Below are 12,375 nucleotides of genomic sequence, written 5' to 3' on the forward strand. Positions count from 1 at the left end.
GGAACGACAATCAAGGCGAATGCCGTCATCGTCGCCGCATCGCCCACGATCGCTCACCAGCTGGTGCCCGGGGGCTGAAACGACCGCCCTTCATACCTGGAAGGAGCAGGCGGTCGAAATTACGGCTGCGTGCCTGGATGTCGCCCTCCGCCGTCTGCCGAAGCCGGATCAGCAATTCGTGTATGGCATCGACCGGACCGTCTTTCTTTCCAACCAGTCGCGTGCCGCTGATCTTAGCGACGATGGATACCAGGTCGTTTCCGTGATGAAATACAAGGGGCTGGAAAGCGATCCCCAACGGGATTTGCAAGACCTCGAACAAACGCTGGATCTCGTGCAACCAGGCTGGAGGGATGAGCTGGTCGTCCGGCAGTATTTGCCGAAGATTACGGTTTGCCAAGATTTTATGCACCTGAACCGTCAGGAGAACCCGGGGCCCGCCGTCCCGGAAATCAAGGGGCTGTATGTGGCAGGAGATTGGGCTTCGCACGGGGAATTACTAACCGACGCCGCGACAGCGAGCGCGAAAAGAGCCGTTCGGCACATCCTCTCCCTGGAGAGCGAGGAAAGGGCGACCCATGAGCATAGAAGAATTGTATGAAGCCTATAGAAAACCGCTGATATCTTATGCCTACCGGATGCTGGGCAGTGTCATGGACGCGGAGGATATCGTGCAGGAGGCCTTTATTAGCTATGGTCGGCTGGAGGAGCCTGATGCGATACGGAATGAGCGATCCTTTTTGTACAAAATCGTCACCAACCGATGTCTGGATCTGCTCCGTTCCTCGGCGAAGAAACGGGAGCTCTATGTCGGTCCCTGGCTTCCTGAGCCTCTTATGGGTTTGCTGGATGCCGCCGAGGCCGACCCGTCCGAGATCTATATGCGGCGCGAATCTATATCAACGGCATACCTTTTGCTCCTGCAGCAGCTGAGTGCCGTCGAAAGAGCCGTTTTTCTCCTCCGCGAAATTTTTCATTATTCGTTCGACGAGATTGCCGGGATGGTTGGCAAGAGCACCGCGAACTGCCGGCAAATTTTCCACCGGGCCAAAAAAAAGCATCCAGGTAGATCCTGAGCAAAGCCTGCCGGTTCACATAGCCGAAGAGAAGCTGAGGGATTTCGTCAGTTCCCTTCTGCAAGGAAATACAAGCCGATTACTGGAACTGGTCAGCGAGGGCGCTGTCATGATCTCCGACGGCGGCGGCAAGGTCAAGGCGGCACGTGTGCCTGTCATTGGATTCGAGCAGGTTACCAAACTGCTGCTTAATCTGCTCAAAATGCATGAGGGTAAATTTGCGTATTCGTTCGTTTCTGTCAACGGCATACCGGGCTTCCGGCTTGCGATGGATAATGGGGATCAGTACGTTTATTCTTTTTCTTTTAAGGATGACAAGATTCAATCGATCTATGCCGTAGGAAATCCGGAGAAAATAAGGCACCTGCCAGCATTCGAGCAGCGGGATGATGAACTTGGCACGCCGTGACAGTCACGGATAACAAACCAAACGATGAATCAAACGCGATTATCGTCAACCTAGAGGAACAATAGAAGAAAGTGTGAAAAAAACCCTGCCGGCGCGAGCCAGCGGGGTTTTTGGCGTTCATGGATCAGGCCGTGCTGGAACAATGAACAAGATGATTAATTATATGGTTTGCAAAATTCTAACGACCTCATCCTCAATCTGGGATTCATCAACCTTGTCCCAATGCTCAGGGCGAATCATTTGATATTTTTTCATACGGTAAAACTCCATCACGGCTTGTTTCAAGGTGAGGTCGTACCACTGGATGCTGAACGTCGGTTCCATGATCCGCCGCAGCGTAGCATCGTCTTGAACCAAAGACAGCACTGCATTCATCCGGTTGAAAATTCCCTGATCCATCCCGGCTTCAAAAAAGCTCTCCAGCTTTTTATTCCGATTCTGCTGGGCAATGACAAGACCTTCAAATAACCGCGGATAGAATTCCTTGAGGTCCTCCAGGAACAAATCAGATATATAAATAACGCAGATCAGCGATTGCAGGAACGTTTGCTGAAAACGCTTGATATAAGAGACGGTTTCGTCGTTCACCACGGCATCGGCCTGCTGCAAGTAGTTCATCTCATACTCTACAACCTGCTGAATGATGTCATCTTTGGATGAAAAATGCTTATACAGCGTCACTTTGCTGATGTCCATATATTTGGCGATATCGTCTATTTTGAGTTGGCTGAACTTGTTCTTTCGTATGACCGGTTTTATTTTCTCGATATAATGATCGGCGCTTACGGCTTTTCTCACGAAATGAAGCCCCCTTTGTGCTTATACAACATATTATAACGAATTCGATGTGATCACAAACAATTTTTACGAAAATTAATAAATTAACTATTTTTATTAATTTTGTTTACTTTATTAATTTGTCGAGTTATAATCGGTTTTGCAAAAGGGAAATGAACTTCTAAGCGAAGGGAGGAAATAAAAGATGAGTACTGTGGAAAAAGGAAAATACGAAGGCAAGCGGGTCGTCATTACGGGAGGCAGCAGCGGGTTTGGCCTGGAGACGGCGAAGCAGCTGGTTGATGAAGGAGCGCGCGTTTTGATTACTGGCCGCACCCAGTCCACGCTCGATTTGGCTCTGAAACAATTGGGGAACAATGCGGTCGCCGTCGTAAGTGACGCCTCCTCGTTGAGTGATATCAACGCCCTGGCAGACCGGGTGAAGGCCGAGTTTGGCACGATCGACGCCTTGTTCGTAAACGCTGGCGTGACGCGTTTCGTTCCTTTTGAGTCTGTTACCGAAGAGGTGTACGACGAAGTTCTCGCCATCAATACCAAGGGGCCGTATTTTACCGTGCAAAAGCTCGTCCCTCTGCTTAACGAGGGGAGCGGCGTGGTTCTCACGACTTCGGTCGCGAACGTGCTTGGAATTCCGATGATCAGCGCGTACGCTGCCAGCAAGGCAGCGCTCCGCTCCATGACGCGCAGCCTCGCCCGCGAGCTGCTGCCTCGGAGGATCCGTGTGAATGCGGTCAGCCCCGGTCCGATCGACACAGGCATTCTGGACAGATCGATGCCGAAGGAAGCTGCGGAACAGACCAAGGCGGAGATGAGACAGCAGATCCCAATGCTGCGTTTTGGGGAGCCCCGCGAGGTGGCCCAAGCCGTCCTGTTCCTCGCTTTCGATGCGACCTATACCACGGGGGCTGAGTTCCCCATAGACGGAGGCGGCTCGCAAATCTAAGTACGTCTAAAACCGCCGTTTGCTGACCATCCGATTTTAATAAACGAACCAAGGAAGGGATAGTAATCAATATGGAAAATGCAAAAAATATGCGAGTCTTTGTAACAGGCGCAACGGGGTTTGTCGGCTCCGCTGTTGTTCGCGAACTCATTGCCGCAGGACATCAAGTCGTCGGGCTCGCCCGCTCGGATAAGTCTGCCGCATCGCTGACGGCTGCCGGGGCTGAGGTGCAGCGCGGTTCCTTGGACGACCTTACCAGCCTGCAGGAAGGCGCCGCCGCAGCGGACGGCGTGATTCACCTGGCTTTTAAACACGACTTCGCGGATTTTGCGGCAGCCGCCGAGGCGGACAGCAAGGCGATCGAGGCGATCGGGGCGGCACTTGAGGGTACTGGAAAGCCATTCGTGGCGACCTCGGGAACGCTGATGCTTACACCGGGGCGGCTCGGGACGGAAGAAGAGGCGTCGACACAGTCTACGCCGCGCCGCTCCGAGGAGGCTGCGCTCGCGCTGGCTGGACGCGGAGTGAGAGCTTCGGTCGTCCGCCTGTCACCGTCCGTGCATGGCCCGGGTGAGCAGGGTTTTGTTCCGACCTTGATTGGCATCGCGCGGGAGAAAGGTTTTGCGGCGTACGTGGATGAGGGGCTTAACCACTGGCCGGCGGTTCACCAGCTTGATGCGGCGCGCCTGTTCAGACTGGCGTTGGAAAAAGGAGCCGCAGGATCAGTGTATCACGGGGTCGGCGATGAGGGCGTGCCCTTCCGGGAGATCGCTGAGGTCATCGGCCGCCACCTGAACCTGCCGGTGCGCAGCATTTCCCGCGAAGAGGCAGAGGCTTACTTCGGTTGGCTCGCCTTCGCCGCGTCGACCGACAATCTGGCGTCGAGCGCCCTGACCCAGGAACGCCTGGGATGGCAGCCCGTGAACCCTGGTTTAATCGCGGATCTGGAACAGGGGCACTACTTAACCGCTAAAATTGATGGATTGGGTGAATGAAGAGGTTTTTCTGAAGGTTATCTAATGAAATCGCCTGATCGTAACATTACATTTATGAATAAAAATGTCTTGGCTTGTGACTCTGTACCTCCTTCATGGAAGTATCGGGCACAGGTCAAGACTTTTTTTGTAGGGAAACGACTAGTTTTTCATTCAGGGGATCTTGCCCACGAATTCATTTATCCTGGAGATCGATTTGTATCGTTAGGTTGGTTTTATCAAATTGTACCTTTCCGCCAAAAGCTTCCGCGATAAAGCGAAGATTTACGTACATAAGACCATCATCAACAAGTTCTGGACCTTGTAAAAGCTGTACTTCCTTGCCATTTAGAGTAGCAATCTTTTTTCCGGCAGTTAAAGTAACCGTTGTATCATTATTTTTAGCCGTAACAGTTTTGGTTGTATTATCAAACTGAGCGTCCATCTTTAACGCCGAGAAAAATGCCCTGAAAGGAACTAAGGTTGATCCACTCGGAGGGATTGCCGCTGTTAAGGCTTGTTTTTCCCCATTAATGTATATCGTAGGACGATATAATCCGCGGGAATCCGGGCCCGCTGAAGCAAGCACAGCTTGTGCACCAAAGACTAAGATGTAAACAGTCAGCACAGCAAGGGATAGAAAAGAACGGCGCTTCATCAAATACCATCTCCTTTTTTAAGTTTAATAGCATCAAATAGGACGCTTCATTTGGACAAATCCTATTAGTACGGACGCTTTTTCCACCACACATGTTACAATAAACCCAAATCATCACAGTTATTGGAGGTATCCTCAGTGGTCATTCAACTAGGCAATTTTGAAGTGAATTCCGGGCAATTGGTTGTAGCGGATCCTTGTTACGAATTGGATCGGGATACGATTATTATGGGCGTATTGGAATCCGCCTTAGCTGGCACATGGGTAGGAGAAGTGGAGAAGGTCGAGGTCCGAGACTGGGGCGAAGCCAACGCCAAGCTGACGGCTTACCACCATTCCGTGGCGGAACAGGCGGCGTCGCTGGAATGGATCAAGTGCTCTTTTGTGGCGGGGGTGGACAGCGGGCAGGCCGGGATTTTTGATATCGACAAGCACCGGATTCCGGACGCGGATGCACCTGACGGTAAGCAGGACCAAGATACCGAATGGTATTTCGCCTGCTGCGATCTCACCGAAAGCGGGGAGGAAGCAGGTGTCATGGATGGCGGCGTCGTATCACGGACAGGCATGGGTGACGGGGCGTATGGAGTGTACAAGGCTGTAAATGCGGATAATCAAATAGTTGGCGTGAAGATTGTGTTTATTAAGGGCTAGTTTGTTCAGTAGTAGATATCATTACGGTTGCCAGAGTTTTTAAATAGATTTACAGGTAGATGACTCTCTCGAGGGTCATCTTTTTTTAGAGATCAGAAAGTATAAGTTTCGAAGCTTGCGCTTCCCGATCTCGCAAGAAAAACTTCCTCTAGACGCGGTCTGTCTTCTTTGAAGGTACGTCGATAGACGTTTTTCTTATGATTAGATAGACTTCATTTTCACTTCAAGCGCAACTATTTTCCGTTTTTATTGTTATATATTGTAAATGGTATTTTGTCGCTTTTACTAGAATCCGATAGAAAGTTCAAATCATAACAGAGGTGCATAATGAAGAAATTTTTGTCTCTGCTGTTCCTGTCTTTGTTTCTGCTGATCCTGCTCCCCAATTCAATCAGTGCCGCATCCAAGCCATCCAAAATTGTATTAGACGGCCAGGAACTGGTACTGCCGTCTGATGTGAAGGTCTCGATCATTGATCAATCCATGATGATTCCACTTCGGGTGGTGGCGGAAAATTTAAAGTTTCAGGTGAACTGGGATCAACGGTCCCACAGTGTTACAATCCAGCAAAACGCCAAAGCCATGTTGTTAACCGTCGGCAAAAAAGAGGCGAAGGTCGCGGATCAGCTCGTACGGCTGGATACGGCTCCCCGGAATATGAATCAAAGCGTGGTCGTTCCGATCCGGTTCGTCACCGAACAAATGGGACTGGCTGTCAATTGGGACAACCGCAATAAAACGGTATACCTGACAAGCCCGCCTCAAAACCCGGATCAAAGCAAAGATCCGAACTCCGAGTCCGAAGCAGACAATACAGAGCCGTTGACGCATGTGAGTCAGATCAATTATTTAAACCAACAGCTCGTCATTAGTATGGATGGCCAAGTGACACCCAAGATTTCAACGTTAGCCAACCCCGCCCGAATCGTTGTTGACTTACCCAATACGACCTTCGGGGCTCTGACTCAGCCGCTGGATTCGGCCATGATGGGGAAATTGGACGTGAGCGGACAGCCGGATGTATCCGAAGTCAGATATTCTCTATTTAGCAGGGACCCCGAGCAAGTCCGGGTCGTGGTGGAGTTAAGCCAGGGTAACCCGGCTTCCTATCATCAGGAGTTTATCGGCGATCAGCTCATTATAGATCTATCTGGGACGGGCAGCGATCCCCAGACTCCAGTGTATTCAGGCGACGAGAATGAAAGAAAAATCGTAGTCATTGATGCGGGACACGGTGGCAGCGATCCGGGAACGACGAGCATCAGCAGCAAACACGAAAAAGACTTTAACCTCGCGCTTGCTCTGAAAGTGCAGGAACTTCTTCTTAAGGAACCCGAAATTGAAGTCATCATGACCCGTGACAGCGACGTGTACCCTACCCGGACAGAACGCGTGCAGCTGGCCAATTCATTAAATGCGGACGTTTTTGTATCGATCCATGGCAACAGCGTACTGGAATCGCCGCAAGCAACCGGTACAGAGACCCATTATTATCAGCGGAGCAGCAGCAAACAGCTGGCCGATGCGATCCACAAGCGTTTGGTCCAGGCGATGGGTCTGAAAGACCGCGGCGTTAAAAACACCAGCCTGCAGGTGATTCGTGAGACCGATATGGCTGCGGTTCTATTAGAGGTCGGATTTCTAAGCAATGTCTCGGATGAACAAGCCATGCTGTCGGACACCGTTCAGTATAAGGCAGCTCAAGCGATTGTTGATGGCGTCAAAGAGTACTTAAGCATTACATAGGGAGAACATCGCAGGGAGAGAGAGAAACAAAAAAAGAACGCTCGAAGAGCGTTCTTTCAGAGAGAATTAATAGAATTTCCAATGATCATGCCGATGCTTTTTCTTTTCTTACAGATGACTACAGCTTTTTGACCGGGGTGCAGCTTTACGACGATTACTTTTTTTCGATTACAACACATAATGATCACCTCCTATATTAACAATCTATGCTTTTACGAATAGATTTGACTGGACAAACAGGCACAATTTGATAGGTTATGAGATCAATCTATAGAAAAGCCCCCCACATCCTTGGCTGGAATGGGGGGCTTTTCTTCTGATCAATAGACTAGTGGTTTTTGCATAAAAATAACAATATCGGAGCGGGTGCTTGTTCCGTGCTTATCATGGTATTCCCAACTGATCTGAAATTCACCGTAACCCCAGTCGATATAACCCAGGTGTTCATATAGCCTTCTTGCCTCGGGATTGTCTTTGCTGCTCACTTCCAAACCGATATGGGTGCAGCCTCTATCGCTTGCTAATTTCTCAGCCTCACGAATGATCGCCGTCGCTACACCTTTTTTGCGGTAGCCCTCTTTCGTGACGTCCCCCCTCCAGAAAGGCACTGTGAGTCACATCGATATATTGAGTTACACGAGGATCCTCCGGGCCACTCCATCGCAGTAAGAAATGTCCAATTGGATGATTTGTATGCCATGCGATCAGAAATACGCCCTCACCTTTCCTCTGTACTTCGAATCGGCGATGCTGGGGATACGTCAGATTCCCGGGGCTGAACACTTCCTCAAGCAAATCCAATTGAGAATCCTCGGCTGGTTTGACCACAATATCAAACTCGTGTTGATTCATCATTCATCACTCCTACCGGTTGATATGGATACTAATCATTCTGAATACGGGTGGCCTATTCCTTCGTCGTAATTTAATTATGTAAAAGAATCTAAGCAGACTAATGACTATAGCATGATGCGTGAAAAATAGCAAAAGCCACCGATTCCCGATAAGAATCTTTGCGGCTTTGGAATGAAGCGTTATCTACGTTTACCATATCTCGGCTTTCTAACTTTGCCCAGTTTGCCCAATTTAACAGGAGTTTTTCTCAAGCTGGCCTTGCCTAATTTAAACTTCCATGTACTCTTTTTTGGTGCTCTCATATTTTTTGATTTCGCTGCGCCTGCGGCTTCTACCAGGGTAAGGGTATAGTTTTGGAAATTGCCGACGTTGACTTCGTCAAACCCTACTTCTCTGCAGCCCGTGCCTTGGCATCTTTCGATCCAGCACATATTGAAAGCCGTACTTGGAACATAGGTGGGAAAATCTCCGCTCCACGTATTGCCGAATTGGTCATAGGCATAGTAATAATACGTTTGATTTACGGAGGATCCCGTTACGAGAAGCATACGTCTTCCAGGAGTAATCCGGTACCAGCCAGCTTTCGTATAAGTGATCGGGCTGCAATCCGGATCATAGTACCCCACCGCGACCCATACGGGGTTCGGCGTACTGTTTCTTACATAAAAACTCATAGCATACACTCCATCCTGATCAAAGAATCGGTACTGCACTATTAATCTATGTGGATTTTTTGAAAGGGTCATAGACAAATGAAAGATGAAAGAGTCCAAATTGAAGTCAGCCGCATGGGACGGATTGTGAAGGCAGACAACCATTTTGATCTGAAACCCGCCTTTACCCAACACGCATGAACGCTTTTCCAATAAGATATGGTATGCCATTCTTGATTGAGCCTTTCTGGATTATCTCCATTGTCTGCGCTGCATTCGAACCGGCTTCCTTCATCCCGTGACTGCAACGGTAAAAGAGTGGATCGCAGAGGCTGCCGCTGCCTGAATAAAGCGGTTTTTTGTTGTTTGAAAACACGCCTGAAGAGCATTTGAATCTACTAATTTTTCATCTACTTTACAATTAGTGGGATTAATATCATAATTAGTAATCATATCTTTAGTGAGGTGTTATATGAAATTCGTTTATATCACGAGCATGGGGAAGTTCCTTCCCGGCACCCCGGTCGGCAATGAGGAAATGGAAGATTACCTTGGTAAAATCGGAGGCAGATCCTCCAAGACGAAGCGTATCATTTTGGAAAAGAATCAGATCAAGCAGCGCTATTACGCGATGGACAAGGAGCAGAAGAGCTTGTACACCAACGCGGAGATGGCGGCCCTGGCCATACGCGAGGCGTTGGAGCGCGGCGCCGGTGTCCGTCCGGAGGACGTCGAGTTTTTGGCGACCGGTACGACACGAGCGGATTTGCTGCTGCCGGGTTTTGCGAGTATGGTGCATGCCGAGACGGGACTGCCGGTGATGGAGATTTCTTCGCACTCGGGGTTATGCGCGAGCGGGATGCATGCGCTGAAGAACGCCTTTTTACATATCAAGTCAGGAGAGCACCGGACGGCCATCGCTTGTTCCAGCGAGTTTCTGAGCCGAGAGTTCAAACATACGAAATTCGAGGCGCAGGGCATTTACAGCAACGGCCGGGTACCGTTTGACACGGATTTTCTACGGTTCATGCTGTCGGACGGGGCGGGGGCAGCCCTATTGCAAAATGAACCCTCCGCACAGGGGCTCTCCCTGCGCATCGAGTGGATCGACAACAAGTCGTATGCCAATGAGTACGAGACCTGCATGTATTCCGGCATGAGCAAGGAGGATGGCGGCCGTTCGTGGCTGGACTACGCCTCTATTCATGAAGCGGCCGATCACGGCGCGCTGAATTTGAAGCAGGACGTCCGGCTGGTCAATGAAATTACGAAGGTCGGAACGCGGCGTTTTTTGGAGCTGGTGGAAGAAGGGCGGATTGACCCGGACACGGTCGATTGGATGGTGGTCCATTATTCATCGCATGTGTTCAGGGAAGAGATCTTCCTGCTGCTTGAGCAGGGCGGTGTGACGATCCCTGAGGAAAAATGGTTTACGAATCTGTACACCAAAGGGAATACAGCGGCGGCTTCGATTTATATCATGCTGGAGGAGCTGCTGTATTCCGGACGCCTCTCCGCGGGGCAGCAAATCGTCTGCGTCGTTCCGGAAAGCGGCCGCTTTCAGGCTTCGACGATGCTGTTGACGGTGGTTGGGGCTTCCTAGAGACCCTATTCCAGGCTCTGCAGAAATGCGGCATATTGGTTCATATCTTCATATTCGAATATCCAATACGATTTCCATAACTTGTGGTATATCCGGCCTTATGATAAGATAACAATAAATAAGGGATCGTGCGGCTAACACGATCCCCATACAACAGCCGCTGAAAGAGCGGTCGGCTTCGGAGAAACAGTACAGAAATAGACCGTTTACCTTACCTAGGGCGGTCTATTTCTTTTTGTGGAATGAAAGGATTAAAACCACCAAAGTCGCGAAGGAAATCATTAGCGTCAATGTTTGGTATACCTCCACAGGCATCACCTCCCTTCCGGGAGATTAGCCGACCGCCCTTAAAGCCGATATGTTGTACAAACCAGATTATACCATAAGAGGACCCTCAGCGGAGGGTCCTCTTTGTTCGTTGATTAATGAGAGTTTAGCAATGAAGAGGGTTCCACGCTTTCATTCATCGTTCCCTCGTTCTCACCACCTTCACTCACAGTACCTTGACTGTCAGTACCTCCATCAGGGGGTGTACCTGCTTCGCTGGAACCCGCGGCGTCATTTCCTGTGTCGCTGGCAGCGCCACCCCCGCTGACCTCAGCGTCGCCATTGACCACGGCATCCAGCGCCTTCTCATCCAGTGTCACATCATCCACATACACGGTCATCGTTCCTTCACCGCTTGGTGAAGCAATCTGCAGCCCGATGGCCTTGATCAGCGTCTTGTCGATGGCTGCGCCGTTGGAGTCCTTGCCGTTCAAATTCAGCTTGATCCACTGGTATTCGCCTGTCAGCTCGACTTCGTCAGTGGAAGCCCAGGCCCAGTTCGACCCGGTCTTGATAAACAGCTTCGCTTTGGCCGTGCCGCCAGCCACTCGGGCGCGGACCATCAGCGTGCTGCCTTGGCTGAGATCCTGGTCGCTCATGTAGGCGAGCTCAAAGTGCTTGTCGGCTGCGCCCGCAGACGGAAAGTCCGCGCTGAGCACCTTGCTGCCGCCATCCTCCGGATTGGCGAGGTTGCCGGCTCCGAGCGTGTCGTCGTTCAGCAACCAGCCGGTGATGGAGCTGTTGAAGTCGAACAGCACACCGGGTGCGGTGCCGCCGCCTGCGCTGCCGTTCGGCACGGTGCCTACAGCCGGATCGAGCAGGGCATGGATGTCGTCAAAATACATCGACGACGTCAGCCGGTTGCCGTCCGGCACCGCGTTCGTATAGATGGAGAACGCCTGGACGTTCTTCAGGTTCGTCTTCGTCAACGTTCCGGTCGCCCCGTTGGCGGGCTTGAACTCGTTGAACGGAGCGGTGATGAGTGCCGGTTCGGCCGTCTTGGTGTCCGGGTAGTACTCGTACGTCTTGCCGTCCGCGTTGATCTGCATCACGAGCTTCTGGCCTTGGCCGTCCGGCTGGTACCAGAACTGCAGGGCGTTGAAGCCGGACCAATCCGCGCCGTTCATCGCCTTGGTGATGCCGGCGTAGCCGCTGCCTGCCAGCGTGTACGTGTACTTCAGCCCGTAGCTGCCGCCGTGCTTGTGCGTGCCGTCCAGCGCAGCGCCGGCCGGGTCGCCGCCGGCGTGCACGAACTTGCTGGCCAGGGCCTCGCTGCTGCCCAGGTAGCTCTCGAAGTCGTCGACGACGGCCGGGTCGCCCGCCGATTCGGCATAGGCGCTGTAGAGCCGGATGTTATCGACGTAGACCGGAAGCGTATCTCCGTCCGTTTGCAGCGCGCTGCCCACGATGGACAAGGCGATGTCGTCGGCAGCCGCCAGCGCATCCGCGTTCGTAAAATCGATCGTTGGGCTGAATTTAACGTACTCCACGCCATCGATCGTTTCTTTGAGCAGGGACGCAAACGACGAATACGTCGTGTCCATGCCGTACTTATTAGTCCAGTCGGGTGGGAGCTGTCCGACCGCGCGCAGGCTAGCCTGTTCGCTGGATGCCCCGGCTGCAGCGGGGACCCACACGTCCATTTTGACCCGTTGGATACCCGCGAGCGAGCCGGCGCC

The 12,375-nt window shown here is 51.4% G+C and carries 14 protein-coding genes and 1 pseudogene; 8 read left to right on the forward strand and 7 right to left on the reverse strand.

Annotation, left to right across the window (positions count from 1 at the left end; translation table 11 throughout):
* From CPT76_RS19795 to CPT76_RS41560, 3 genes and pseudogenes are all read left to right on the forward strand, one after another.
* Positions 1-601: pseudogene (locus CPT76_RS19795) on the forward strand (dehydrogenase); the annotation flags it as partial.
* Entirely contained in the window at positions 579-1,076 is a 498-nt protein-coding gene (locus CPT76_RS41555) for a sigma-70 family RNA polymerase sigma factor (protein WP_308737639.1), read from the forward strand. The pseudogene CPT76_RS19795 and the gene CPT76_RS41555, both read left to right, overlap by 23 nt.
* 109 nt (positions 1,077-1,185) lie before the next feature.
* Positions 1,186-1,485 carry a sigma-70 family RNA polymerase sigma factor family protein gene (locus tag CPT76_RS41560; protein WP_308737640.1) on the forward strand — a complete coding sequence of 100 codons (300 nt, stop codon included), beginning with the start codon at positions 1,186-1,188 and terminating at the stop codon, positions 1,483-1,485.
* A gap of 159 nt (positions 1,486-1,644) precedes the next feature.
* Here CPT76_RS41560 and CPT76_RS19805 read toward each other — a convergent pair whose 3' ends face one another.
* Entirely contained in the window at positions 1,645-2,283 is a 639-nt protein-coding gene (locus CPT76_RS19805; protein WP_105444181.1) for a TetR/AcrR family transcriptional regulator, read from the reverse strand.
* Positions 2,284-2,467: 184 nt separating this feature from the next.
* Here CPT76_RS19805 and CPT76_RS19810 point away from each other — a divergent pair, with 184 nt between their 5' ends.
* Both CPT76_RS19810 and CPT76_RS19815 read left to right on the forward strand, forming a co-directional pair.
* The gene (locus tag CPT76_RS19810; protein ID WP_105444182.1) at positions 2,468-3,226 is read left to right on the forward strand and encodes a glucose 1-dehydrogenase; all 759 of its coding nucleotides are present in this window, start codon (positions 2,468-2,470) and stop codon (positions 3,224-3,226) included.
* Positions 3,227-3,315: 89 nt separating this feature from the next.
* A complete protein-coding gene (locus CPT76_RS19815) occupies positions 3,316-4,221 on the forward strand; it encodes an SDR family oxidoreductase (protein WP_105444295.1) in 906 nt (301 codons plus the stop codon).
* A gap of 175 nt (positions 4,222-4,396) precedes the next feature.
* Here the strand turns inward: CPT76_RS19815 and CPT76_RS19820 are convergent, their stop codons facing one another.
* Positions 4,397-4,858 (reverse strand): copper amine oxidase N-terminal domain-containing protein, encoded by a 462-nt coding sequence (locus CPT76_RS19820; protein ID WP_105444183.1) that lies wholly within the window; start codon positions 4,856-4,858, stop codon positions 4,397-4,399.
* Positions 4,859-4,996: 138 nt separating this feature from the next.
* Here CPT76_RS19820 and CPT76_RS19825 point away from each other — a divergent pair, with 138 nt between their 5' ends.
* Together CPT76_RS19825 and CPT76_RS19830 are read left to right on the forward strand one after the other, a co-directional pair.
* Positions 4,997-5,512, forward strand: coding sequence for a DUF4241 domain-containing protein (locus CPT76_RS19825; protein WP_105444184.1), 516 nt, complete (start codon positions 4,997-4,999; stop codon positions 5,510-5,512).
* Between the two features lie 327 nt (positions 5,513-5,839).
* Positions 5,840-7,258: an N-acetylmuramoyl-L-alanine amidase family protein gene (locus tag CPT76_RS19830; RefSeq protein WP_105444185.1), complete on the forward strand. Its 1,419-nt coding sequence runs from the start codon at positions 5,840-5,842 to the stop codon at positions 7,256-7,258.
* A gap of 320 nt (positions 7,259-7,578) precedes the next feature.
* Here CPT76_RS19830 and CPT76_RS42195 read toward each other — a convergent pair whose 3' ends face one another.
* The 3 genes from CPT76_RS42195 to CPT76_RS19845 form a co-directional block, all read right to left on the reverse strand.
* The gene (locus CPT76_RS42195; protein WP_105444186.1) at positions 7,579-7,866 is read right to left on the reverse strand and encodes a GNAT family N-acetyltransferase; all 288 of its coding nucleotides are present in this window, start codon (positions 7,864-7,866) and stop codon (positions 7,579-7,581) included.
* On the reverse strand, positions 7,793-8,110 hold the full coding sequence (locus CPT76_RS37615) for a hypothetical protein (protein ID WP_181152975.1): 318 nt from the start codon (positions 8,108-8,110) through the stop codon (positions 7,793-7,795). The genes CPT76_RS42195 and CPT76_RS37615 overlap by 74 nt, the downstream gene beginning before the upstream one ends.
* Positions 8,111-8,292: 182 nt before the next feature.
* A complete protein-coding gene (locus tag CPT76_RS19845) occupies positions 8,293-8,787 on the reverse strand; it encodes a DUF1036 domain-containing protein (RefSeq protein ID WP_105444296.1) in 495 nt (164 codons plus the stop codon).
* A 451-nt stretch (positions 8,788-9,238) separates the two neighbouring features.
* Here CPT76_RS19845 and CPT76_RS19850 point away from each other — a divergent pair, with 451 nt between their 5' ends.
* Positions 9,239-10,369, forward strand: coding sequence for a beta-ketoacyl-ACP synthase III (locus tag CPT76_RS19850; protein WP_105444188.1), 1,131 nt, complete (start codon positions 9,239-9,241; stop codon positions 10,367-10,369).
* A gap of 225 nt (positions 10,370-10,594) precedes the next feature.
* On the opposite strand, the gene CPT76_RS42200 is transcribed toward CPT76_RS19850, so the two are convergent.
* On the reverse strand, positions 10,595-10,684 hold the full coding sequence (locus CPT76_RS42200) for a putative holin-like toxin (protein ID WP_219845448.1): 90 nt from the start codon (positions 10,682-10,684) through the stop codon (positions 10,595-10,597).
* 107 nt (positions 10,685-10,791) lie between these two features.
* The coding region (locus CPT76_RS37620; RefSeq protein ID WP_181152954.1) for a carbohydrate binding domain-containing protein at positions 10,792-12,375 on the reverse strand (1,584 nt) is incomplete at its 5' end.

The organism is Paenibacillus sp. AR247, assembly GCF_002968895.1.
Taxonomy (GTDB): domain Bacteria; phylum Bacillota; class Bacilli; order Paenibacillales; family Paenibacillaceae; genus Paenibacillus_AQ; species Paenibacillus_AQ favisporus.